Annotated in this window: 19 protein-coding genes and 1 pseudogene; 14 read left to right on the top strand and 6 right to left on the bottom strand. The window is 41.0% G+C overall.

What is annotated here, in order from left to right:
* Position 1: 1 nt before the first annotated feature.
* Complete coding sequence (locus tag IEW76_RS02985) at positions 2-1,165, bottom strand: ABC transporter permease (protein ID WP_188650786.1); 1,164 nt, start codon at positions 1,163-1,165, stop codon at positions 2-4.
* Positions 1,162-1,905 carry an ABC transporter ATP-binding protein gene (locus tag IEW76_RS02980; protein ID WP_188650784.1) on the bottom strand — a complete coding sequence of 248 codons (744 nt, stop codon included), beginning with the start codon at positions 1,903-1,905 and terminating at the stop codon, positions 1,162-1,164. Before IEW76_RS02980 ends, IEW76_RS02985 begins: the two co-directional genes overlap by 4 nt.
* Before the next feature lie 162 nt (positions 1,906-2,067).
* On the opposite strand from IEW76_RS02980, the gene IEW76_RS02975 reads away from it, so the two are divergent.
* The 6 genes from IEW76_RS02975 to IEW76_RS02950 all read left to right on the top strand — a co-directional run bounded on the left by IEW76_RS02975 (position 2,068) and on the right by IEW76_RS02950 (position 7,936).
* A complete protein-coding gene (locus IEW76_RS02975; protein ID WP_188650782.1) occupies positions 2,068-2,769 on the top strand; it encodes a LytR/AlgR family response regulator transcription factor in 702 nt (233 codons plus the stop codon).
* Between the two features lie 11 nt (positions 2,770-2,780).
* Positions 2,781-3,764, top strand: coding sequence for a sensor histidine kinase (locus IEW76_RS02970; RefSeq protein ID WP_188650779.1), 984 nt, complete (start codon positions 2,781-2,783; stop codon positions 3,762-3,764).
* 73 nt (positions 3,765-3,837) lie between these two features.
* Positions 3,838-5,109: a kynureninase gene (gene kynU, locus IEW76_RS02965; RefSeq protein WP_188650777.1), complete on the top strand. Its 1,272-nt coding sequence runs from the start codon at positions 3,838-3,840 to the stop codon at positions 5,107-5,109.
* A gap of 42 nt (positions 5,110-5,151) precedes the next feature.
* Complete coding sequence (locus IEW76_RS02960; protein ID WP_188650775.1) at positions 5,152-5,856, top strand: tryptophan 2,3-dioxygenase family protein; 705 nt, start codon at positions 5,152-5,154, stop codon at positions 5,854-5,856.
* A 263-nt stretch (positions 5,857-6,119) separates the two neighbouring features.
* Positions 6,120-6,638, top strand: a complete 519-nt coding sequence (locus IEW76_RS02955; RefSeq protein WP_188650772.1) for an acyl-CoA thioesterase — start codon at positions 6,120-6,122, stop codon at positions 6,636-6,638.
* 650 nt (positions 6,639-7,288) lie between these two features.
* The gene (locus IEW76_RS02950; RefSeq protein ID WP_188650770.1) at positions 7,289-7,936 is read left to right on the top strand and encodes a hypothetical protein; all 648 of its coding nucleotides are present in this window, start codon (positions 7,289-7,291) and stop codon (positions 7,934-7,936) included.
* A 92-nt stretch (positions 7,937-8,028) separates the two neighbouring features.
* Here the strand turns inward: IEW76_RS02950 and recQ are convergent, their stop codons facing one another.
* Positions 8,029-9,816: a DNA helicase RecQ gene (gene recQ, locus IEW76_RS02945; protein WP_188650768.1), complete on the bottom strand. Its 1,788-nt coding sequence runs from the start codon at positions 9,814-9,816 to the stop codon at positions 8,029-8,031.
* A 357-nt stretch (positions 9,817-10,173) separates the two neighbouring features.
* On the opposite strand from recQ, the pseudogene IEW76_RS02940 reads away from it, so the two are divergent.
* The 5 genes and pseudogenes from IEW76_RS02940 to IEW76_RS02920 form a co-directional block, all read left to right on the top strand.
* Positions 10,174-11,685, top strand: a pseudogene (locus tag IEW76_RS02940) (BCCT family transporter); the annotation flags it as partial.
* A 153-nt stretch (positions 11,686-11,838) separates the two neighbouring features.
* Entirely contained in the window at positions 11,839-12,114 is a 276-nt protein-coding gene (locus IEW76_RS02935; protein ID WP_188650764.1) for a hypothetical protein, read from the top strand.
* 49 nt (positions 12,115-12,163) lie between these two features.
* Positions 12,164-13,111 carry an NADP-dependent oxidoreductase gene (locus tag IEW76_RS02930; protein ID WP_188650762.1) on the top strand — a complete coding sequence of 316 codons (948 nt, stop codon included), beginning with the start codon at positions 12,164-12,166 and terminating at the stop codon, positions 13,109-13,111.
* A gap of 494 nt (positions 13,112-13,605) precedes the next feature.
* Positions 13,606-15,462, top strand: coding sequence for a cation:proton antiporter (locus IEW76_RS02925; protein WP_188650760.1), 1,857 nt, complete (start codon positions 13,606-13,608; stop codon positions 15,460-15,462).
* A 186-nt stretch (positions 15,463-15,648) separates the two neighbouring features.
* Positions 15,649-15,816, top strand: a complete 168-nt coding sequence (locus IEW76_RS02920; RefSeq protein ID WP_188650758.1) for a hypothetical protein — start codon at positions 15,649-15,651, stop codon at positions 15,814-15,816.
* Positions 15,817-15,859: 43 nt separating this feature from the next.
* Here IEW76_RS02920 and brnQ read toward each other — a convergent pair whose 3' ends face one another.
* From brnQ to IEW76_RS02905, 3 genes are all read right to left on the bottom strand, one after another.
* Entirely contained in the window at positions 15,860-17,218 is a 1,359-nt protein-coding gene (gene brnQ / locus IEW76_RS02915) for a branched-chain amino acid transport system II carrier protein (RefSeq protein ID WP_188650756.1), read from the bottom strand.
* A 344-nt stretch (positions 17,219-17,562) separates the two neighbouring features.
* Positions 17,563-18,759 (bottom strand): MFS transporter, encoded by a 1,197-nt coding sequence (locus IEW76_RS02910; RefSeq protein ID WP_188650754.1) that lies wholly within the window; start codon positions 18,757-18,759, stop codon positions 17,563-17,565.
* Between the two features lie 139 nt (positions 18,760-18,898).
* Positions 18,899-19,975, bottom strand: a complete 1,077-nt coding sequence (locus IEW76_RS02905) for an AI-2E family transporter (RefSeq protein ID WP_188650752.1) — start codon at positions 19,973-19,975, stop codon at positions 18,899-18,901.
* Positions 19,976-20,381: 406 nt separating this feature from the next.
* Here IEW76_RS02905 and IEW76_RS02900 point away from each other — a divergent pair, with 406 nt between their 5' ends.
* From IEW76_RS02900 to IEW76_RS02890, 3 genes are all read left to right on the top strand, one after another.
* Positions 20,382-21,641, top strand: coding sequence for an EAL and HDOD domain-containing protein (locus IEW76_RS02900; RefSeq protein ID WP_188650750.1), 1,260 nt, complete (start codon positions 20,382-20,384; stop codon positions 21,639-21,641).
* Positions 21,642-21,778: 137 nt separating this feature from the next.
* Positions 21,779-22,528 (top strand): MurR/RpiR family transcriptional regulator, encoded by a 750-nt coding sequence (locus tag IEW76_RS02895; RefSeq protein ID WP_188650748.1) that lies wholly within the window; start codon positions 21,779-21,781, stop codon positions 22,526-22,528.
* Positions 22,529-22,540: 12 nt separating this feature from the next.
* Entirely contained in the window at positions 22,541-24,280 is a 1,740-nt protein-coding gene (locus tag IEW76_RS02890) for a phospho-sugar mutase (RefSeq protein WP_188650745.1), read from the top strand.
* Positions 24,281-24,757: the final 477 nt, after the last annotated feature.

Here is a 24,757-nt window from a genome sequence, read left to right as displayed (position 1 = left end):
CTTATAACACCCACCGATCCTTCATAAAGAGCACTCTCGCTATAGCGAATAGGATCAGGATATAGATAGCGGTGCTTCCTAGGGTTAGGGCGATGTTTGTGATGTCGATGATGCCGTATAGGAGTTGTTTTAAAATCGCGTATAGGTTCATGAATGGCAAGATGAAGTCTATGAACGTAAATTCTTTTACTCCCATGCTTGTGATGAAGAACATCGGTGCGATGGTTAATAGTGAAACTGGTGTGCTGTAGCTTTGGGATTCTTTAATGGATTTGGCAATAATACTTATAAGCATGAGAAGAGCTGCGATAAATAGTGCGAATAGAAGGGTCATAGCTAATGTGATGATGATTACGATTGACATACCTTCATTAATGGAGAAGGCTGCCTTCATCTTCTCTGTGAAGAAAAGCGTTTCAATCACAATGAGCACGACGGCAAGAATGCCCGTCATGGCCCCGAATGTTGAGATGGTTAGCCATTTAGAGATCAGAATTTTATTTCGGTCGACAGGAGTCATAAGTAAAGACTCCATTGTCTTTCTCTCTTTTTCCCCTGCGAATAAGTCCATCGCAGCTGAAGTGGAGCCTGATGCAATGGCAATGGAGAAGACCATGGGGAGGAGCATAGAGATTAAAGCTAATGAATCTCCATTTTCATCATTATAGCTAGGTTCTACGCGCTCTACGGTGAAAGCTTCTAATATAGATTCTTCGACGTTTTTTTCTTCTAACCTGGAACTTACAATTCCCTGTTCCACTTGAGCGAATTTAGATTCAATCATGTTCATGACATACGAGGCGTTTTGGCTCATGGAGTCTCCGTATAAGGTGACTCCAGCCATCCCTTCTTCTCCAAGGGATTCAAAAAATCCATCCTCAGCTAAAAGAGCCACACTTGCTTCGCCTTCATCAACCACTTCTTTTGGTCGAGCGAAAACCTCCATTTCCAAATTGGGCATATCACTAAAGAATAACTGGCCTTCTTCACTTAATTCATTTGGAATGGCTACTGTATAGGTTTCTTCTTTATCATCGCTCATTAAGCTTTCGTAAAAGAATACAAGTCCACTTAGTAAAATAAGAGGAAGGAACACAACCATCAGGAGCGTACGTCGATCTCGAAACACATCTTTCATCTCTTTTACATACATGTTCCAGATCATGCCGTTTCACCTCGCGCTAGTTTAGACATGAAAATAAAATTCAGGTCTTGCGTATCTTCCTCATGATATAAGGCTTCAAGTTTTCCTTGATAAACGAGCTGTCCTTTATGAATCATGGCCACTGAATCACACAACGCTTGAACTTCTTCCATGATATGACTTGAGAACAGAATCGTTTTTCCTTGTTGTTTGAGTTGAAGGATCATTTGTCGAAAAACATTAGAAGACGTAATATCAAGGCCAGTCGTAGGTTCATCAAGAAGAATGATATCTGGATTGTGTATGATGGTCCTCGATATGGCAACTTTTTGTCGCATCCCTTTTGAAAACTCTCCTACTCTTCTATCAAGATATTCTCGCATTCCGAACTTCACAGCTAGCTCTTCTATGGCAACTTTTGTTTCATGCTTAGATAATCCATACAAGTTAGCGAAGTATGTGAGATTCTCACGTGCTGTCAGTCTGTCATAAAGACCTGTCTCACCCCCGAACAAAACTCCAATTTTTCGTTTAACTTGATTAGGTTCTTTTGTTGTTGAAAATCCATTTACCGTAATCGTCCCACTAGTAGGGGTGATTAACGTAGCGATACAGCGTAATAATGTTGTTTTACCTGCTCCGTTCTCACCTAATAATCCCACCACTTTGCCGGCTGGTACTGTAAAAGAGACATGGTTTAAGGCGGTGACGTTCGTCTTCTTTGTCGAAAACTTTTTCGTTACATCGTTCATTTCAATCATAATCGTCCTCCTCGTCATTAATCGTTATACTTATCATAAAAGATAGAGAGGACCATTTCTGTCATTATGTCGTGAAAGTGCCGTTTTCAGTCGTGAAACGTTCTATATGGTATGGGAAGATGTTACAATTAAGTTGTTATTTTCTTAAAGGAGAACATCCACATGATACGTATTGGCATAGTAGATGATCGGGCGATCGATTTAGAAAAAATACATAGCATTGTTGAACAAGTGGACGGCACGGAAATCGTATTCTCTGTTACATCGGCTGAAGAAGCGTATCGCCAGGTAAAGCAAGAAACGATTGATTTGCTGATAGCGGATATAGAGATGCCGGAATTATCTGGGTACGAGCTTGCAGACTTAATTCATACACACGCTCTTGATATTGATGTGATCTTCGTTACGGCTAATAGTGTGTACGCCGTGCATGCCTTTGAGTTGAACGTTCATGACTACATCATGAAGCCGTATAGGAAGGATCGGTTGGTGCAGTCGTTAGAACGTTATATACAGAAGACACGCTCTACAGAAATGAAAGGCCGTCTTTTTATTAAGCAAAAGTCTGAGATTCATATCTTACCGAAAAAGGAAATCATTTTTATAGAACGGACAGGTCGCTCTTCCACGATTTATACGAAGGGGCAAGCTGTTCAAACCTACCAAACGCTAGGAGATCTAGAAGGGGAACTAAGAGAAAGGGATTTTATTCGTTCTCATCGATCTTTTATCATCAATATTCATTTCGTGACCAACTTTTCGTTGTATGCCAAGAATTCGTATACGGTTTCGTTTGATGGAACTGATGAAAAGGCAATGATTACGAAGGACCAATTAGACTATATACAAAACTATTATTTTTAGGTGTGAAATACGTGAAGATATCTATAAACAGCCTGGTTGCTATTTGTCTAGGAATGGTTCATATGACTGTATCCTTTCAACTGTTACATGTCCTATGGATTCTCCCTCTTATTTTAGTGACGGCTATTCTACTAGTCTTGTACCAAAAGCCCCGCTCGTTCCGTGCTTATGTAGAGAAGGAAGAACCTGGAGGAGTATGGGGACTCACCCTGCTTTCTTTCATCCTCCTACTCTCATATCGTTTGTCTTTGTCATGGTTTGAGGTTTTAGGAGTGTTAGCAAGTGTGTCACTTATAGAGTACTGTCGTTTTTCTTGGAAGAAGAGTCACCTAGAGTGGCATGAAAAGCTAAGAACCAAGCATACAACAGTGGAGCAGACCAATCAGGTACTCCTTGATTTGCGACGTGAGCGTCATGATTACTTGAAGCATATTACAAGCTTACAGTATATGTTAGAACAAGGAGAGTATAAGGAAGCAACTCAATATATGGGGAAACTGGTTGGGGAATTTGAAAGGTTCAGTGCATCACTATCTGGTGAGAAGAGCGCGATCGCAGGTTTGTTGCACTGGCATAGTCGTGAGGCTGAGAAAGCTAATATTGAACTCACATACGAATTTGAAGTCCCTGTTTCCACACTTCCAATGCCGCAAGAAGAAATCGTTGTGCTTCTAGGTAACGCTTTATCAAATGCGTTAGAGGCAGCGGAACATTACAAAGACGAAGAGGGAGAAACAGGACATGTAACGGTTAAATTACAAAAGAAAAGTGCTTTTTATATATTGATTATACGTAATGACACACCACCTGTGCCAGATACTATATTAGATCGACTCTATAAGGTTCCGGCTACAACCACAAAAGCTGGAGAACGTGGGTTTGGCGCTACTTCTATACAATCGATTGTTCAAAAAAGGCAAGGGCATCTAGATTTCACTTATAAACAGAAGCACTATACTCTTAAAATAAAATGGCCAGCGATCCAAATAGAATAAAAGGGAATAGTAGAATTGACAGCGTTTTCATAAATCGATTAGGCTTATTATAATGAAAAAAGGAGATGGTTACATGGACACCTCAAAAGAATATGCCAAAAGCTTAGATCACCAAGATCCGTTATCACATTTTCGCGATGAATTTTACATACAAGAAGGCACACTGTACATGGACGGGAATTCTCTTGGTCTATTATCTAGACGTGCTGAACAGTCTGTCCTTCAAATACTAGATTCTTGGAAGCAACTAGGCATTGATGGCTGGACACAAGGAGAACACCCCTGGTACTACCTCTCTGAACAACTTGGTGAACAATCAGCAAGTTTGGTTGGAGGAAAGAAGGAAGAGGTCATTGTGACGGGTTCTACGACCGTCAACTTGCATCAACTTGTTGCTACCTTTTATAAACCAGAAAACGGTCGAACTAAAATACTAGCAGACCAATTGAATTTCCCTTCCGATATTTATGCACTGAAGAGTCAGCTTGAACTAAAAGGATATGACCCTGACGAACACCTCGTTCAAGTGAAAAGCCGTGACGGACGGGAAATAAAAGAAGACGATGTCATTGATGCAATGACAGAGGATATTGCGCTTATCGTTTTGCCAACCGTCCTTTATAGAAGCGGACAGCTCCTTGACATTAAGCGTTTAACAGATGAAGCGCATAAGAGGGGGATTTTAATTGGTTTTGATGGATGTCATTCTGTAGGGGTTGTTCCCCATCAATTCAACGACTGGGGTGTGGATTTCGCTTATTGGTGCCATTACAAATATGTAAACAGTGGGCCAGGCGGGGTGGGCGGCTTATTCGTACATGAGCGGCATCTCCATGAAACGCCTGGATTAAGTGGTTGGTTTGGATCTGATAAAGATAAGCAATTCGATATGGATCATACCTTTCAGCCTGCTCAGACAGCTGGGGCTTATCAAATCGGAACGCCACATTTATTAAGCGTTGCTCCTCTCATTGGTTCCCTTGAGTTGTTTAACGAAGCGGGTATTGAAGCGATTCGCCGTAAGTCTTTAAAGTCTACTCAGTACATGATGGATTTATTAAGCAATGAACTACAAGGATATGGTTTTACAATCGGAAACCCTCTAGAAGATGCTAGACGTGGCGGGCATGTTTGTCTCGAACACAAAGAAGCTGCGCGCATTTGTAAGGCTTTAAAAGATAAGGGGGTTATACCTGACTTTCGTTCCCCAAATGTTATTCGCTTAGCGCCAATCGCATTTTATACCTCCTATGTAGAAGTATGGGAAACCATGCAAGTGTTAAAAAATATTATGGAACAAAAGCTTTATGAGCAGTACGAGAATAAACGAGGTGTCATCGCTTAACAGACATTATGATCTTTCTATGTTGAGAAAGGGGATAGATGTATGAGTAACTCAAAAGGGAAAGTGGTAACGGATTACGAGAAATACATTCGCACAGAGGAATTATTAAACCTTCAAAAAACAGAAGATGATTTGGCTTGTCAGGACGAATTAACTTTTCAAATGATTCACCAAATCGCAGAACTTCATTTTAAATTGATGATTCAATATATACATGAAGCAGATGCTCAAATGAAACATCAGAAGATTGAAGAAGCCACCGCCCAGCTAAGAAGAGTAAATATGCACCTTGATCATTTACCGAATGTTTTTGACATGGTAAAAGTCATCAGTCCAAAAGATTATCATACCATTCGTTTAGCGTTAGGTCAGGGAAGTGGCCAGGATTCCCCAGGCTTTAATGAAGTGCTTCGTTTAGGTCCAACACTTTGGGAACCTTGTGAGCAGTTGTTAAAGACGAGAGGGCTTTCCCCGCTTGATGTTCATAAAGACCCAGATGCACACAAGGCTTTATTCGATCTCTTACAGGCACTGATCCGATTTGATGAGAACTTTCAATCCTTTAGGCATTCTCACATTCAACTTGTACGCCGCATGATCGGGTTAAACACCCAAAGCTTAAAAGGAATTCCTGCTCAAGCCTTGGAGCGGGGAGTTAAATATGAATTCTATCCAAAATTGTGGCAGACGATTTCTGATCTTACAGACTGGACGGGATCGAGTTATGATACGAAACCGCTTGAGTAACATCCGCTTCTAATAATAATTAAATGAATAGCTGAAGGACTGCGCTTAGAGTTACATGCTCTAAGCGTTTTTGGGTTAGAAAAGCTTTTACTACGTTAATCTTCTTAGGTGATTGGAAGCGTTTTATTGATAAAAAGGAGTGTGAACATGAGTCCGTCAGGGAACGTTCTCATATAAGTTATCTTCTTTACTTTTAAACACCTAAACATAGAACGAAATATTGTTGGTATACTATGAATGGAGATCTAGAGGAGGCAGTGGATATGGATAAAAAACCTTGTATTGAATCATTAGTAGTTAAAAATTCTCACGTATTACCTACAGACACGAATAATCACGGAACGCTGTTTGGTGGTCAGTTAATGGCTTACATCGATGACGTGGCTGCAATCGCAGCTACCCGTCATGCTCGATGTAACGTCGTGACCGCTTCCACCGATTCAGTTGATTTCTTATACCCTGTTAACGCAGGCGACGCCATTTGTTTAGAAGCATTTGTGACATGGACGAAAAACACATCTATGGAAGTGTTCGTAAAAGCCGTGAAAGAAGAGCTATTATCAGGTGAGCGAAGAGTGTGTGCGACGTCATTCTTAACAATGGTCGCTGTTGATGAGGATAATAATCCTTCTAAAGTACCTCAGGTTTACCCAGAAACGGAACAAGAGAAGTGGTTACACGATGGTGCAGCAGATCGCGCTACACAGCGTAAAGCACGTCGCGGTGTATCAAAAGAATTTGCAAATAAATTCGGCACAGACTTCCCTTGGGACCGCAGATAAATAAGACAATTGCGCTTAGAGTTCATCAACTCTAAGCGCTTTTATGTGTATGGGACCGTTACGTTTATGAGTGCTTGGGGTGGCTGGGGAACGACTCGCTTTCCGCGGGCGGCCCCACACGATGTGGGGTCGTTCGACGTTGTCACAGGACGTGACGGTTTTAGTCGAACTTCCCCTTTCTTTTTAGAGCCTCCTCCCTCACTGCGTTCAGTCCGGGGTCTCGTCGACCTCTTTCTCCCGCAGGAGTCTCCCCGTTCCCCAGCCACCCCTGGCTATAATTTTATGAACGTCCCCACATCTTAAGGGCGTGAGAGGTGCAATATTCCCACATATGGCATGTTTCCGTTACGCCTTATATGGCAAAGGTGGTTCGGGAAATTGCGAGACTCCTGCGGCAGTAGGAGCTTAGGGGAGACCCCGGAAAGCGCGTAGCGATTGAGGAGGCTCCCCAGCTCGCCGCGGAAAGCGAGTGATTTCCCGAACCACCTTAATCTCTAACAACGCATACGGAAACATTCTCTCTACATCGCGTCTCATATTTCCGCTCCTAAAGTAGTGGAGACTTTTTTTAAAGATGAAGAATTGTTAGAATAATCGGAGTATCTATAACAAACTAATTGCAGCTATCGCAGAAAAAAGGGGAAGGTTTAATGAGTAAACAAATGAACTACGTATGGTATGCCAGTTTCGGCTCGAATCTATTTGAAGATCGTTTTCGTTGTTATATTGAAGGGGGCCAGCCTCCTGGTTCGAATAGAAGAGAGGTAGGGAGTCGAGATTGTACACTTCCGATTAAGAATAGTCCGGTCAGTTTACCGTATAAGCTTTATTTCTCAGGATGGTCGGATCGCTGGGATGGAGCAGGCGCGTTTATTGATACAGTTAAAGATGAACAAGCTGAGACATGGGGCAGAATGTACTTGATTACTGAGGAGCAGTTCGAGGACGTTGTTCGTCAGGAAAATGGTGTTGAAGATATGACGGTAGATATTGAAGAAGTGAAGAAGGAAGGTTCTCTTGTTATTGATGAAGGGTCATACTACGGAAATCTTCTCTATGCAGGTGATGAAGAAGGGTATCCGATCTTCACTTTTACGAACCCAAAACCATTAAGCGAGATGACGATAACAAGACCATCAACACCTTACCTGGCCATGTTAATTCGTGGATTTATGGAAGCCTATACTCAGGATGTGGAGCGTATTACAAACTATTTATACGAAAAACCAGGCGTTCCAGAGAACTATTCTAGAAAAGAAATTCACAATTTCGTCCAAGAAGTAGCAGAACAAGCATAGCCCAATACTCACTCCGGTTCTCCAGTAGAATCGGAGTTTTTAAATTACTAAAAAAGCCTAGGAATGAATCCTAGGCTTTTTCGTTGAAACGTTTACGAATACTGATGAGTTTCCTCCTGCAGAGCTTCAAGGAAAAGCACTCCGTATTGCTCGTACTTCTTCTCACCCACACCTTTAACCTGTAACATCTCACTCTTTGTTTGAGGTTTTGCTTGGCAAAGTTCTTTCAACGTAGCATCAGAAAAGACAACATATGGAGGGATTTTGTGTTCCTCCGCGAGTCGTTTCCTTAACATACGCAAGTTTTCAAATAGATCCTCGTTCACATCTATTTCTTGATGGGCTTTTGATGCGCTTTCGATAATCATTTGAACGGTTTTTTCCCCTTTAAGAATAGCTAATGATTCTTGAGTCAGTCGAAGAAGGGGGAACTTTCCATCTTCAACAGCAAGATATCCTTCTGCCACAAGGAATTGAATCATCTGCGTGATATCCTTCTCTTTTAAATCAGAGAGGAGGCCATAAGTCGACAGCTTATGAAACCGGGTTTCCATCACTTTTTGACTTTTAGACCCTTTTACTACTTTAGCCACCATTCCTGACCCATAGCGCTCATGCATTCGTTTCACACAAGATAAGATAATTTGTGATTCTCTTGTAATGTCTCTTATTTCTCCTGTGTGTAAGCAATTGCTACACATTCCGCATGGTTCATGACGGAAGGGGTCTTTAAAATACGTCAGCATGTATTCCTGAAGACATTTGTCTGTGTGGCAGTAATTCACCATTTGTTGGAGCTTTTGGTATTCCTCTGTTTTCTTTTCTTCCTCCATTAACGATTGCTCAATGAGGAACTTCTGGAGCTGAATATCCCGAGCGGAGAAGAGCAAGATACAGTCACTGCGTTCTCCATCACGACCGGCACGACCTGCTTCCTGGTAGTACGATTCGATATTCATGGGGAGGGCGTAGTGGATAACGTAACGGACGTTTGATTTATCAATCCCCATTCCAAAAGCGTTCGTAGCCACCATGACGGTTACTTCATCTTTGATGAATTGATTTTGAGCGGATTTTCGCTCTTGTTCAGATAAACCGGCGTGATATTTGGCAACTTTCACACCTTCTCGACTGAGCCATTGGTGAAGACGATCGATATCTTTCCTTGTAGCTGCGTAGATAATTCCCGATTCTTTAGGACGGGTTTTAATATAATCTTGAATGAAATCGTGTTTCTCTTTCCCTTTTACAATTTGAAAATTTAAGTTGTCCCTTGAAAATCCTGTATTTACAACATGTTCGTTTTCAATAGAAAGAAGCTGCTGAATGTCTTTTGTTACTTCTTCAGTTGCTGTAGCGGTGAGTCCCATTACAACAGGCAGGTTCCCAAGCTTTTGGATCTGTCCGACCACTGAGCGGTAACTTGGTCTGAAGTCATGCCCCCACTGTGAGATACAGTGCGCTTCATCAAAGGCGATGAGGGATAACTTTGTGCGACGCAGAGAGCTGATAAACCCTTCAGAATCAAATCGCTCTGGTGCTACATAAACAAACTGATATCGACCTCGCTGTACGTCAAACATTCTCTGGGATTGCTCTTCATACGAGAGAGAACTGTTAATGTAAGTAGATGCTATACCATGAGAGTTTAAGGAATCGACTTGGTCTTTCATTAGAGATATAAGAGGGGAGATAATAACAGCGGTTCCGTCCAGAAGAAGGCCGGGAATTTGATAACAAAGCGACTTTCCACCGCCTGTAGGCATAATGCCAAGAGCGTTCTTTCTCTCTAATGCATGCCCGATTAATGGCTCCTGTCCAAAACGAAATGATGAGAAGCCGAAGTACTGTTCTAAAACGCGATGTGCGTTTTTCATCATAAGACAACCGTCCTTTATAGGTGTACTAAACGAATGCGAAATAATCTTGTACCATCTTACCATGAGAAAGAAGCTGCGGAAATAGATGAAAGTAGGGTAGGGAGCAGCATTAAGAAGAAAAAGGAAATGTACCATAAATTTACGTAAAAAAATGGGATATGAGGAGATTCCGTTTTGAGCTGTATGGTGACGGGGAGAGAAAGATGAATCGTCAATTCGTGTATAGGAGGGGAATGCCTTGCAAATACTATTCTTCAGAATGAACTGAGTTTCCTCCTTTACATGACCTATTTATGTATGAGATAGTATGTCATTGTGTTTGCAAGGTAAAAAAATTCAAAGGAGAAGGTACCCTAAATGAGTAAACAAGAGGAAAAAACCTCAAAAATAGACTGGCCCGTCTTTGGGATTAGTGGCGGACTACTAGTCGCATTCGTTATAGCCGGAATTATTAATCTGGATTTTGTGAAAACATTTGTAAACGAAGGGTTTGCCTGGTCTGTTAAGTACTTCGGTGCTTTCTGGCAAGTCTTAATGTTATTGAACTTTATTGTTGCACTTTATGTAGCATTTTCTAAATATGGTCAAGTAAAGCTAGGAAATATGGAGAAGCCTGAAATGAATACATTTAAGTGGCTATCCATAATTATGGCTACTTTATTAGCTGGTGGGGGCGTATTCTGGGCCGCTGCTGAACCTATGTATCACTTTATGACAGTACCACCAATTAACAGTGGCATTGAAGCGATGACACCTGAAGCGATTATGCCAGCATTGGCTCAAAGCTTTATGCACTGGGGCTTCCTAGCATGGGCGATCCTAGGTACATTAAGTGCCATTGTAATGATGTATGGGTATTACCATAAAGGAATGCCAATGAAGCCAAGAACGCTTCTTTACCCGTTATTCGGCGAGAAACTTCGTACTAGCGTTGTGGGTACAATTATTGATGCTGCAGCTATTATTGCCGTGGCAGCGGGAACAATCGGCCCAATCGGTTTCCTAGGTCTTCAAGCAAGCTATGGTCTTGAAGCACTATTCGGTATTCCCGATACGTACACAACACAACTTGCCATTATTATTGGTCTAGTCGTTGTTGCAACGATCTCAGCGATTACTGGAATCCATAAAGGGATCCAAGCGCTTAGTAGCTTTAACGTTCGTTTAGCTATTGGACTTATTTTATTCGTAGTTATCTTTGGTCCTGGTGGATTTATCATCGATAAATTTATTTCGTCCTTCGGTTTCTACGCAGAGAACTTTATTACGATGAGTACCTTCCGAGCAGATACTGGTTGGTTAGGTAGCTGGACAGTCTTCTTCTGGGGTTGGTTTATCGGGTATGCGCCAATGATGGCGATTCTTGTAAGCCGTATCTCAAGAGGTCGTACAATCCGTGAGATCATCCTAGCTGTTGGTGTGATTGCACCACTAGTAACAACGTTCTGGTTCACAGTTGTCGGAGGCGCTGGAATCTTTTACGAAATGGATGTAGCAGGATCGGTTTCAGAACAGTTAACTGAAGGCGGAATGCCAGCTGCGATGATTGCTATTACAGAACAGCTACCGCTTGCAAGCATTATCTCTCCGTTATTCTTATTACTAACTATTATCTTCGTTATTACAACTGGAGATTCAATGTCATATACAATCGCAATGGCCGTTTCCGGTGAAGGAGATCCGAAAGTTTCCCTACGCGTATTCTGGTCTATCCTAATGGGTGCGATTGCTGCGATCCTACTCTTCATTGGTGGCGGTGGAGATGGTGGTATTAACGCACTACAATCATTCATTGTAGTAACAGCCGTACCTGTATCCATCTTCCTCTTCCCGATCATTTGGTTAGCACCTAAGGTATCGAAAGAACTATATCAAGATGAAAAACTTCGCTAAGTTTTGAGAAAGATCGCCTTCGGGCGATCTTTTTTTATGAGGTAATGGTGTTTGAGTTGGGGGATCAAGTTTTGGGAGAGCGGCTGGTGACGTGGAGAACCGGCTCAAGTTCTGGGGGAGCGGCTGAAGATGTGGAGAACCGGCTCAAGTTCTGGGGGAATGGCTCAAGTTAAGTCAACAACGGCTCAAAAATTCTTCAGAACGGCTCAAGTACAAAAAATAACGACTCAAGATGAGCCAAGCCAGCTTAAGTCAAGTCATATTGGCTCAAATACGGAGGTAATGGCTCAAGTTAACCGAAAACCGGCTCAAGCCATTGCTCTCGATTACCCTCAATACAAGAGGATCTCGGGGAGTGGCACAAGCATAACCGTTCAATATTCTCTTTCATGCGTACATCCGTGAATATCCGGGTACAGTAAATAAGATATTCTTGAAAGGAGCATCACTTATCATGAAAGCAGTTGTTATTGAACAATACGGTGGAAAAGAACAGTTAAATGAAATAGAGGTGCCTACACCTGAAATAAATCAAGAACAAGTTTTAATTGAGATCCATTCAACTTCTATTAATCCAATTGATTGGAAAGTTCGTGAAGGATATTTAAAAGAAATGTTGGATTGGAATTTCCCGATTATCTTGGGCTGGGATGTATCCGGTACAATTAAAGAAGTTGGTGACCAAGTTGAAGGTTATCAAGTTGGTGATCGTGTATTTGCACGACCGGCTACCACGCCAAATGGTACTTATGCAGAATATGTTGCTGTTGAACAAGATCTGTTAGCGCATATGCCTGAGCGTCTTAGCTTTGAGGATGCTGCTGCAGTTCCTTTAGCAGGTTTAACAGCATGGCAGTGTTTGTTTGATGCAGCCAACGTCGAAGAAGGAGACAAGGTTCTTATTCATGCCGGTTCAGGCGGTGTAGGAAGCTATGCTATACAACTTGCTAAGTGGGCAGGTGCTTATGTCGCCACCACCGCAAGTGGAAAAAATGGAGAATTAGTGAAAGCTTTAGGCGCTGATCACTTCATTAATTATAAGGAAGAAAACTTCTACGACGTCCTGGATGAATTTGATGTCGTGCTTGATACCCTTGGAGGAGACATTCAAGAACAAAGTTATCAAGTTTTACGAAAAGGTGGTAAACTAGTCTCCATTACAGATGTGCCGGATGAAGATCAGGCAAAAGAGTATGGAGTTGAAGCAGAGCACGTCTTTTTAAATCCTAAAGGAGAGCAACTTCAACAAATTGCTCACTTGATTTCTGAAGGGAAAGTAAAATCTATTGTCGGTCATAAATTCCCATTTAGTGAACAAGGGTTAAAGGATGCACATGAATTAAGTGAAACCCACCATGCTCAAGGCAAAATTGTGATACAGATGAAGCCTTCTGCTTGTTAAATTGTAAAAGAAGTATCCCCGTTTCCATTTGAACAAGATTGTTTCAGATGGAAACGGGGTTTTTTATGTAATCTTATCTAATTTTGACCTCGAAACCTGCCCCTTAAGCCTATCATAATTTCTTGATCTCATTCCGGTTCAGTCCAGTCTATACGTTGCTAAACGGGCACTTATGCTTTTGTTCATCTAGCTCCAGTGCCCAGCAACTAGTAGACTTCCCTCACCTCCAGTCGATCAGTCAACATCGATTCGCAAGCTCTTCGTGTTTCTTTGATCTCACTCCGGTTCAGTCCAGTCTATACGTTGCTAAATGGGCACTTATGCTATTGTTCCATTTTTGTCATAATAATTTTACAAACCAAATCATTTACAGATGAACGTTGCGCGTATAGAATATTTTTATATCTGTGTTTTTTGAATCGTCCGTATGAAAGAATGGGAAAGATAACGAAATCTATATATGTACTTCAACAAGATCATAAAGGAGCGAACTTATGTTTCACTCGATATTATTTGACTTTATGCTAATAGGCGCCCTTGGCGTCGGTTCACAGTGGTTAGGTTGGAGGTTCCGAATTCCTGCTATTGTGGTTATGTCTATCGTTGGACTGTTAGTAGGCCCGATATTTGGAGTGCTTCAGCCAGCAGATGACTTTGGTGAATTATTTAAGCCAATTGTTTCAATAGCAGTTGCAATCATTTTGTTTGAGGGCAGCTTAGGCCTTGATTTCCGAGAGGTGAAAGGTCTCCAGAGGCCTGTTTTTCGAATTGTAACGATTGGAGCTTTCTTGGCTTGGTTGTTAGGTTCATTAGCAGCTCACTATGTTGCAGGTCTTTCTTGGGCTGTAGCATTTGTTATTGGTGGCCTATTTATCGTGACGGGGCCAACGGTAATCTTGCCACTTCTGAGGCAAGCAAAATTAAAGCCTCGTCCAGCGGCTATTCTGAAATGGGAAGGAATTATTGTAGATCCATTTGGAGCTTTGCTCGCTGTATTTGCCTTTGAAATTATTGATTTTCTTATGGCGGATGACGTAACCGGAAATGCGTTACTCATGTTCTTCGCAGCCTCCGCATTTGCTGGTGTTATTGGTTATGTGCTCGGAAAAGGATTAGGGTGGATGTTTGAACATGGACACGTGCCTGAGTTTCTGAAGTCCCCAGTGATGTTCACTGTCGTCATCTTTTGTTTTACGATAGCAGATGAAATAGCTCACGAAACAGGTTTATTAGCTGTAACGGCTATGGGGATGACACTAGCTAATATGCACATATCCTCAATAGAAGATATGAGGAACTTCAAGGAGAACATTTCCGTTCTTCTCGTATCGGCTATATTTGTCATGTTAACAGCCTCACTAACAGTTGAAACGTTAATGGAAATCTTCAATATTCAAATTATTGCATTCGTTCTACTAATGTTATTTGTAGTTCGACCGATATCGATCTGGCTTTCAACGATTGGAACGGATCTTTCATTTGGTGAACGCGCTCTTGTTGGGTGGATTGCACCAAGAGGAATTGTCGCTCTAACTGTGGCAGGCTACTTCGCAAACGTTCTTTTAGAAGCTGGATTTGAGGATGCTCAAATCCTGACATCTCTAACGTTCGCTTTAGTATTTGCGACCGTTTGTGCCCATGGTTTCTCTATAGGATGGCTAGCGAAGAAACTAGACTTATCTATAGATGGACAGCCTGGAGTGCTTCTAGTAGGCGCCTCAAGCTTCACAACTGGACTTGCGAAATCTCTTCAAGACCTGAAAGTGCCTGTCTTAATTACAGACTCTTCATGGCATCGTCTCGTTACGGCAAGAAAAGAGGGCATTCCGTTTATGAAAGAAGAAATTCTTTCAGAGCAAACCGAGTACCATCTTGATATGACGCCATATGAATATATGGTTGCCGCGTCAGAACTTGATTCTTATAACGCACTTGTATGTAATACATTTGTACCTGAGATTGGACGCAGTAACTTATTCCAATTAACACTTCATAATAGTCGTGGAGACGACCTTGAGGATATGGGGAACACCATTGGAGGCCGTTTGCTCTTTAACCAAAGAGCAACCTGGGAGCGTCTTAATGAAAAGATTGATGGTGGCTTCGTGTTTAGAAAAACAAATATTACGGAGCAATACACCTATGCTAAATATTTAGAAGAACGACATCCTGAGACATTGCTTCTCTATATTCTGAAGCCTTCTGGCAAGATTGTTTTCTATACTCACAAGTCTCAGCCTAAAGGCGAGAATGGAGATGTTTTAGTGAGTCTTATGCCACCTAGCAAAGAATTTAAGAGGATCCAGAGTAAGTTAAATGAACAACAAACTGAAAATGAGGCTAAAAAGTAAATCTGTCTTTAGTCATAATGAAGCGAAGAGCATGGAATGATGAATCTATTCCATGCTCTTTTTTTACTCCCATCTTTCCTCTTGTATCAAGATTATGGACAACGAACTCGTTATAGAAAAATGGTATTAGATAAGCCCATATCTACATATGATAAATGGATGTAGAAAGGATGAGGAGGAGAGGCTATGCAGGATCTTGATTTTCATTCAAGGCAGGCTATTATATTTGAACAGCTGGCAAGACAATATCAACATCTGGATCAGCCGCTATTTGATCACTTTTATAAGCTGCTTCAGTACCATAGACAACAAATATGGGCACTCACAAACACAGATATAGATCATGAACAATAAAAAAGAGCCTCAACTCCAGTAGCGGAATTGAGGCTCTTCCTTTTTAAGAAGAAGCTTTATAGCTTGCGTCTTTTATAGTTACGTTACGTTTTTTTTTAGCAAAGACCGTGTAGATCTCGATAACTCCTCCAATAAGGGCACCTACAATAGCTGGCACAACCCAACCTAGACCTTCAGAGAAGAGAGGTAGGAAGTCGAGAGCGTTTGTAAAGGCTTGAACTTGATCTGCCCCTAGGAAGGCCTTAAGTCCATCATAAATGGCGATCACACTTGTTAGGATCAGTGCTCCACGGTAAACATGTTTCGATCCATTAAATAGTCTGTGGAAGAACGATAGCGCGATTAATACGATTGCTAACGGATAAATGAATACCAAAGCCGGCACAGAGTAGGCGATAATCTGGCTTAGCCCCATGTTCGTAAACCCAAAGCTAATTAATGTGAATACAATCGCTACGTGCGTGTACTTTACACTCTTAAATGTGTTAGAGAAGAACTGAGAGCAAGCAACAGTCAGACCGATACACGTTGTAAAACAAGCTAGAGCTACGATGGTACCTAATAACAAACCGCCGAATGAGCCAAATAGAATGTTAGCTCCATCCGCTAAGATTTCACCGCCGTTGCTATAGGAACCCATAGAAGCCATCTTAGCTCCCATCCAACCGATTGATCCATAAACGACAATTAAGCCAATGGCAGTAACACTGCCAGCTTTAATGGTTTGTTTAATCGTGGTCTTGCGATCGGTTACGCCGCGTTCTTTCAACGCAGTCACTACAATAATTCCAAAAGCAAGCCCAGCAATAGCATCCATAGTCAGGTATCCATTTAAGAACCCGCTAAAGAAAGGAGTCGAACTGTAATCTCCTGTTGGTTGTTGCATAGGAGCGTCAAACGTAAGGAAACTTGCAATACTTAAAGCGACCATAGCGATCAATAGAATCGGTGTTAACCATTGACCAATTCGGTCTACAATTTTAGAAGGATTCAAGCTAATCCAGAATACTAAAGCAAAGAAAATAACTGAGAATATCAGTAATGCAGAAGATCCTTGCCCTGCTGAGCCAACTACCGGCTTAATCCCAGTTTCGAATGCTACGTTAGCAGCACGAGGGATTGCGAAGAAAGGACCAATTGCTAAATAAATCAAAGAAGTAAACAGTAATCCAAACCATGGATGTACGCGACTTCCAAGAGCTTTTGCATCATCGTTTACAAATGCAATGGCTGTTACAGCTAATATCGGAAGGCCTACGCCTGTAATAATAAATCCTGCGATGGCGGACCAGTAAGAAGATCCGGCTTCTGTACCAAGCTGCGGGGGATAAATGAGATTCCCAGCACCAAAGAAAAGAGCAAAAAGCATAAAACCTATGGTTACGGTATCTTTTTTCGTCATATATGGTTCTCCTCTCATGTAGGTGTCGATTGTAATCTCGTTGAGACGTCCAACGAGTCAGAAAACCGTTACAGTTTCCATATGACAAAATTTTTCGAAAATTTAGACCAATACGTAGAAATAAGCAATTTGCTTAAGGTAACGGCAAAAACATTACAAAGTTTACTACATATGCGTTATGTGATGCAACCGTTAGAATGAAAGTTTCGACAAATTTTTATGAACTGTCACAACACTCTACAAAATCTGATGTTATCGTAACAACACCTCTATAAACCTGTCAATTTGAAATTGTTAAAAAATTTAGAAATAAAAGATAAAAAGTACAAAGAATGGAGATGTGTCTACGTTTGTTCACTTTCCCATTCCACATCTTTGTTCTTCTGATAATCTAAAAAGGTTAAAATCAATACAATGACAAAAGACGCACTAGAGATCTTAAAAAGGGTTGCTGTTTCAACATAATTTGAAATGACACCAAGAAGAAGGGCGCTTAAGCCGATTCCAAGATCAATTGTGGAATAGTACATGCCATTAGCGATGCCGCTTCGCTCTTGTGTGGTTTTAGAAATAACCCAGGCTTGAAAGGCGGGCATCATAGAACCAAACCCAGCTCCAAACAGGATACCTGCTGCAATAATATAATAGAAATTGTCTGCAAGGGCAATTGTCCACATACCAGCGAAGGCAAGGACAGAACAAGCCATAATGAGTAGCCAAGGTCCTTTACGATCAAACCATTTACCAGTAATGGGACGCATGATTGTAGCTAAAGCAGCATTAAAAAGGTAAAACAAATAGATCTGTTCGATCCCTTGCTCCTGACCAAATATAACAATAAACGTAACAATAGAGCCATAACCAAATGTGTTAAAGAACGAGATCATGGCTGGGTACCAGCTTCGTTTCTCAATCATCGAGCCCCAAAACGTAAAGCGTTCGTCTTTAAGCGTTTTGTTTTTAATATTGTCAGGGGTTTTAAACTTGGTTAGAGAAAATAAAACAAATGCAATCGTGCCTAAACTAACGGAAGTATAGATGAGTGCTGAAAATGAAAAATTTTGATAGAGATAAATACCAAGACTAGGAGCTATAATCATGCCGATTGTGACACTCAGTCCGAAATACCCCATGCCTTCTCCGATACGTTTCTTAGGTACTAAATCAACTGCGGCTGTTCCATTCGTCGTAGACGACCATCCCCATGCTAAGCCATGAATGAAACGGAAGGCCAAAAAGATCAGCACAGCTGTGGTGAAAGAATACAATAACGTAATGATTAGTAAGGAAACGGATCCAAAGAGAACGAGCCGTTTTCTAGATTGCGTCTGCAATAAATGGCCAATAAACGGTCTGCTAAGGATTGCACCAATGGAGAAGAGTGTAGTCACAAGACCTACTTGGAATTTTGAACCACCTAGCTCTTCCATATAAGGAGGTAAAGTAGGGATGAGCATTTGAAAACTCATAAAAGTAAACCAATTGGCTAGAATTAAAAAGATAAACGATGAGTTCCATAACTTCTCTGGCTGATTCGTCATTTAACCCCTTCTTTCCTCGGTCAGTAGTATGTGTAAAACATGTCTATTTTAACAAAGGTAACGGAAAAGAGCTCATAAAAAACCCTAACAACTTTCTAGAAGGTGTTAGGGCTTTTCCATAATCTCATACGTAATGTGTTTAAATCTCTCTACCATCAAAGGCTTCTTCATAAAAGTGACCAATAATCGTTTTTATAACCGCATAGAACGGGATTACGAATAATAGACCAAGAAACCCTGCGATGCTTCCGGCAGCTAATATTAACGTGATAATTGTAAGCGGGTGAATGCTAAGGGCTTTACCCATTACATTCGGCGAGATTAAATTCCCTTCGATTTGCTGAGCTACAACCATAATAATAATCACATACCAAATCATGAATGGATCTTGGAAAAAGGCAGCCAAAATTGCTGGAATGACTGCTAAATATGGGCCTGCAAAAGGAATGACGTTGGTAGCCATTCCGAATAAGGCCAATGATAATGAATACTGAAGTCCAATAATTGTGTAACCGATAAACAATAGTATACCTACACAGAAACTGACTGTTAGCTGTCCTTGAATAAAGGAAGATAAGGTATGGTCAATGCGTTTAAACAATCGGGTTAAACTTGCGGCTCTTTTATCCTTTAAGAACTTAGCCAAGAAAGGCTGCAGCTTTTCTCCGTCTTTCAACATGTAGAAAAGGAAGAACGGAACTAGAATGAGCAAGAATAGGAATTGCACCAGTGATGTGACCATTCCTATTACAAAGGTTGTAAGAGCTCCAGTTATTTCTTGCGCTCTCGAGAATACTTCATTTTGAGCATCTGTAATCGCTGCAGAGAACTGGTCTGGAATAATTTCTTGGTTACTTTGCCAATAGTTAATAATACTTTCTACTTCACGAATCATGGCAGGTAAATTATCAACAAAGCGTGTAAATTGTTCTTGTGCAATTGGAGCGATAAACGTCACAATTAAATAGACAGTAATGACGAATAAAATAAACACGCAGAAAATCGCCAAGATTCTATGTACCCGGTACCTTTCTAAAAGGTGAACAATGGGTCTTGAGATATAATAGAGAACCCCTGCTGTAATAAGAGGAAAGGCGATTGCTCCTACATATGTAAAAATCGGTTGATATACATATTCAATGTGTTTTAAAAGCCAAAAAAGCAAACAAACCAAAATGATCCCCACTAAGGTTTGAAACCACTTCTTATGGTACATTCGTGACCACTACTTTCTTATTTAAGTCTTATCCTAATTATAGAATGTTCGATACAAAATGGAAATTCCCTTTTTCGCATTTAGGTATTCGTGGAATTGCTACCTCTTTTGTCTGTCAGACGCGAAGTTGAGAGAATGCTTCCGTTTGCTCAGATTGAGGGTAAGGTGGTTCGGGAAATCACTCGCTTTCCGCGGCGAGCTGGGAAGCCTCCTCGTTCGCTACGCTCTCTGTGGGGTCTCCCCCAGACACCCCCACCCCTCAATAAACATAACGGACCTATCCTTATCTAGTTGTCTCATTCTCAGAGCCTCTTGCTAAAATGAAAGCAATTATTCCTATATGGTTCCTATTTTGTAAAATATGGGATATATTTGAGTATATAGTATGTAAGAAGAGGGTGCTTCTGTGGAGGTATATGTAGCGCGACAGCCTATACTTAATAATGAATGTAATGTAATGGCTTATGAACTTTTATATAGGGGTTCTAAGTCAGGTCAAAGTTTTGCGGGGATTGATGGGGATCAGGCTACTGCTGAGGTTGTTATGAACAGTTTTTATAATATGGGGTTTAAACACATATCGGGTCAGAAGAAATGCTTTGTGAATTTTACGGAGAACCTTTTAAAAAGTGAACTACCCTTTTGCTTTCCTCAGAGTCAACTTGTCATTGAATTACTAGAAAACATTCCGCTCACAAAGGAACTTGTTGATACGTGCAGAATGTTGAAGAATAAAGGGTATCAAATTGCTCTAGACGACTATGTGTTTCAAGTACATAATCCATATACAGAAGATTTGCTTCGGTATGCAGATATAGTGAAGGTAGATATTCGTCAGTATTCTCTAGAAGAAATGAAGGGACTCATAGAACAAATAGCTCCTTATACGCTTGAACTTTTAGCGGAAAAGGTAGAGACATACGATGAGTTCGTACAATGCCAATCACTGGGGTTTGAATACTACCAGGGATACTTTTTTAGCAAACCTGTCATTATGACTTCTTATGATACATCATTCCAATCGTTTCAACATATTGAGTTAATGAAAGAATTGGCTCGTCCTCAACCAGATGTTTCAATTGTTGCTGAAAAAATAGAGAACGATGTTTCCCTATCCTATAAATTATTGAAACTAATAAACTCGGTAGCGTACAGACGCATTGAACCTATAAAATCTATAGCCCAAGCCATTATGTTACTCGGGTTTGATGAAGTGAAAAAGTGGTCATATGTACTAATGTTGAAAGAGATGGGAGCAAAAGCTGATACTGCTCCATATGAAGTGATGAAGTTATGTTACATACGGGCAAGGTTATGTGAGAGGATTTCCTTTTTAGTAGGAGAGGAAAGAGAGGCTTCTAGTTTTTTCTTAACAGGGATGCTATCGTTTATTGATGTATTTTTACAACGGTCAATGGAGGAAAGCATAGAGGACCTACCTCTTCATCGTGATATTAAAGAAGCTCTTAACGGGGTTTTTAATCGTTATGGACATGCTCTGGAATTATGTAGATCGATTGAAATTGCAGACTGGCAAGGCATTCGTGACCTTTCTCTTTCACTAGGTGTAGATCAAGGGGCGTTGTTTATGGAGTATCGTAATGCTATTGAATGGGCCCAGGATTTATTAATGATTTACGAGGAGTATAGCTATACAAGATCATAGTTTTTACATTGTGCATAAGAAAAGAAAGGTATCAGGTATCCATAAGATTTTTGTCGTGATCTGTCACCAAGATATGCGCGATTACTTATCTGAATTATGTTATAATTTAACACGAATGCCCACAGAGGAGCCTGAATATGAAGACACCAGTTGATTTATTTACAGACAAAGTACATTTGCTTACACATGCTGAGCGTCACGTTCTAGCCTATATTGAAGCCCACTTAACGAATGCAAAGCGCATGTCTTTGACAGAAATGGCGGAAGAAAACAATGTGAGTACGACTACGGTTGTGCGAATGTGTCATCATCTGGGACTGAACGGATTTGCTGAGCTAAAATATGTACTCAGAGACCATCATTCTTCTTCTGTTAGAAGAGCTGATAATATAGTAGACCAATATAAGTACGTTTTGGAGCACGCGTTAGGCGCAATTGATACTAATGCCATTGAAGAAGTCACTGATGCAATGAAGAAGTCGGCAAGGATTGTTGTCGTGGCCATTGGATTAACCAAACCGCTTGGAGAGTACGTAAGTAAGAAACTTATGCAGATGAATAAGACCTCGACGTATCTGTACGAGCTACATATGATTCACCTTTTACCGAGCTGGATTGAAGAAGACGATTTAGTGCTATGCATCTCTTCGAGTGGTGAAGTAGAGTTATTGATTGATTTAATTGAGCAGTTGAATGCTCGTCGAATCCATTCTGTGGCTATTACCAATGCGAATTCTAGTTCCCTAGCCCAGCTTACTTCCCAATCCCTTAATGCCAGGGTGCCTAAGACCTCATTTGCAGGCTTTGACATAACGACAAGATCAACGCTAACACTCCTTTTAGATATGATATTTGAATCCTACATTCGTAAGACATTAAAACCATGAGGGGGAATCCATGTGACTTGGAAAACAACATTTGAACAATGGAAGCAATATGAGGATTTAGAAACAGATCTTAGAACGAAGCTTGAAGAAGTAGAAGACAATCCTTCAGAACTAGAAGATGCTTTCTATAAAACACTTGAGTTTGGAACAGGTGGAATGCGTGGCCTGCTGGGTCCTGGTACGAACCGAATGAACACATATACCATTCGAAAAGCTGTAGAAGGACTTGCTTTATACATGCTTGATCATATTGAGGGAGCTCGTGATAAGGGAGTGGCTGTCGCTTATGACTCTCGCTACAAGTCAAAAGAATTTAGTATTGAAGCGGCCCGAGTTTTAGGAGCCCATGGTATCAAAGCATACGTATATGAGTCGCTTCGCCCTACCCCTTATCTTTCGTTTGCTGTTCGTCACCTTCAAACAGCAGCCGGAATTATGATTACAGCTAGTCATAATCCACCAGAATATAATGGATTTAAAGTATATAATGAGCAAGGGGCACAAATGCCTCCTGAAGAAGCAAATACATTAATATCCTATGTGAATGACGTAGAGAGTGAATTGACTGTACAGGTACGTGAGCAGGAAGAAATCGAACAATCCGATTTGCTGACATGGATCGGGGCAGATGTAGACAAAGCCTACACGGATCGTTTGCTTGGAATTATTCGTAATCCACAAATGATTAAAGAGCAATCGGATATTTCGATCGTCTTCACACCTCTTCATGGAACGGCGTATCAACCTGTATTGGAAGGACTAGAGCAAGCTGGTTTTAAGAATGTTCATGTTGTTGAAGAGCAAGCTAAGCCAGACCCAGAATTCTCTACAGTCTCTTCTCCAAATCCTGAAGAACACCAAGCTTTTGCGAAAGCAATTGAACTAGGAAAAGAAAAAGGGGCAGACCTTCTGATTGCTACAGACCCTGATGCCGATCGCTTAGGGGTAGCCGTTCAGAACGAAGAAGGGGAGTATGTAGTGTTAACGGGTAATCAGCTCGGTACACTAACGATTGACTACCTTCTTTCAGAGACGCAGCCTCTTCCTGAAGATGCTACGGTCATCAAGACAATTGTTACGACTGAAATGGGGCGTAAAGTTGCGGAGTATTACAATGCTCGTATGATTGAAACATTAACAGGCTTTAAATATATTGCAGAACAAATTGAATCCTTTAACCAAAACGGAACCGGAACGTTCTTGTATGGTTTTGAAGAAAGTTATGGATATTTAGTGGACGAGTATGTTCGTGATAAAGATGCGGTTCAAGCAGCGATCACAGCAAGTGAATTAGCTGCACACTGGCGCGGGCAAGGTAAGACGCTTTATGAAGCATTAACAGGTCTATATGAGCAGCACGGCTATTACTTGGAAGGTTTGCATTCTCTTACGTTAAAAGGGAAAGAGGGCACAGAAAAGATTCAGCAAATCATGGACCGCTTCCGTCAAGATCAGCCCACTCAGTTTGGTTCCTATCGTGTGGTGGCTGTAGAAGATTATTCGGATCAAACCCGTACATTTTTAGACGGAAGTGAATCTGAAGTGATTCAACTACCTCAGGAAAATGTAGTAAAATACGTCTTAGAAGAAGACGCCTGGTGTTGTCTCCGCCCATCTGGAACAGAACCGAAGATCAAGTGTTATTTCGGTGTGAAAACAGATGCTTACGAAACAAGCTTGGAGCGTTTGGATGAGTTGAAAGAAGCAATGGTTTCTAAAATGGAAGGTGTCATTGAAGGCTCAGTGAAGTAATAGGTGAGACACTTGTTTTCCTAAGTGGAAAACAGGTGTCTTTTTTATGTCTGTTTTTAGGATACCTGCTTCTGAGTCGGGAAAACTGATATCTATAATGAACTCTTTTTGCAATAAGGGATAATGGATGCGTAGTAAAAACAAGTAAGGTAAAGGGTAAGATTGTGCTCTTCTTCGCACGAAGAGTGGTCAATCACAGCTGATTGTAAAGGTGTATGCTAACAAACAACAAGTGAAGACTATTATGTTATTGACAAAACTGCGAGGGCAGAATATGATAAAGGTAATTAAATAGTCGTTTCCTTCCTAAAGGGGAGTAGCTGTACAATAAAGTCGTCATTGCGAGAGAGATCTCCGGCTTTATTGGCAACGTTCACGTTGTTAGCAAGACCTTTACACAATCCTGTGTAAAGGTCTTTTTTGATGGCCTTTACCACATGTGGTAAAGGCTATTTTTTTATACTGTGAGATAAAGGA

Source organism: Pontibacillus salipaludis, assembly GCF_014642405.1.
Taxonomy (GTDB): Bacteria; Bacillota; Bacilli; order Bacillales; family BH030062; genus Pontibacillus; species Pontibacillus salipaludis.
Note: the sequence above shows the minus strand (reverse complement) of the source record. Positions and strands in the feature narration are given on the sequence as shown.

Coding starts and splice junctions, on each gene's coding strand:
- recQ (WP_188650768.1), bottom strand. CDS start 9,816: ATGATGAAAAACGCACATCGCGTTTTAGAACAGTACTTCGGCTTCTCA.
- kynU (WP_188650777.1), top strand. CDS start 3,838: ATGGACACCTCAAAAGAATATGCCAAAAGCTTAGATCACCAAGATCCG.
- IEW76_RS02950 (WP_188650770.1), top strand. CDS start 7,289: ATGAGTAAACAAATGAACTACGTATGGTATGCCAGTTTCGGCTCGAAT.
- IEW76_RS02920 (WP_188650758.1), top strand. CDS start 15,649: ATGCAGGATCTTGATTTTCATTCAAGGCAGGCTATTATATTTGAACAG.
- IEW76_RS02985 (WP_188650786.1), bottom strand. CDS start 1,165: ATGATCTGGAACATGTATGTAAAAGAGATGAAAGATGTGTTTCGAGAT.
- IEW76_RS02935 (WP_188650764.1), top strand. CDS start 11,839: ATGTGGAGAACCGGCTCAAGTTCTGGGGGAATGGCTCAAGTTAAGTCA.
- IEW76_RS02910 (WP_188650754.1), bottom strand. CDS start 18,759: ATGACGAATCAGCCAGAGAAGTTATGGAACTCATCGTTTATCTTTTTA.
- brnQ (WP_188650756.1), bottom strand. CDS start 17,218: ATGACGAAAAAAGATACCGTAACCATAGGTTTTATGCTTTTTGCTCTT.
- IEW76_RS02905 (WP_188650752.1), bottom strand. CDS start 19,975: ATGTACCATAAGAAGTGGTTTCAAACCTTAGTGGGGATCATTTTGGTT.
- IEW76_RS02930 (WP_188650762.1), top strand. CDS start 12,164: ATGAAAGCAGTTGTTATTGAACAATACGGTGGAAAAGAACAGTTAAAT.
- IEW76_RS02980 (WP_188650784.1), bottom strand. CDS start 1,905: ATGATTGAAATGAACGATGTAACGAAAAAGTTTTCGACAAAGAAGACG.
- IEW76_RS02975 (WP_188650782.1), top strand. CDS start 2,068: ATGATACGTATTGGCATAGTAGATGATCGGGCGATCGATTTAGAAAAA.
- IEW76_RS02895 (WP_188650748.1), top strand. CDS start 21,779: ATGAAGACACCAGTTGATTTATTTACAGACAAAGTACATTTGCTTACA.
- IEW76_RS02960 (WP_188650775.1), top strand. CDS start 5,152: ATGAGTAACTCAAAAGGGAAAGTGGTAACGGATTACGAGAAATACATT.
- IEW76_RS02955 (WP_188650772.1), top strand. CDS start 6,120: ATGGATAAAAAACCTTGTATTGAATCATTAGTAGTTAAAAATTCTCAC.
- IEW76_RS02925 (WP_188650760.1), top strand. CDS start 13,606: ATGTTTCACTCGATATTATTTGACTTTATGCTAATAGGCGCCCTTGGC.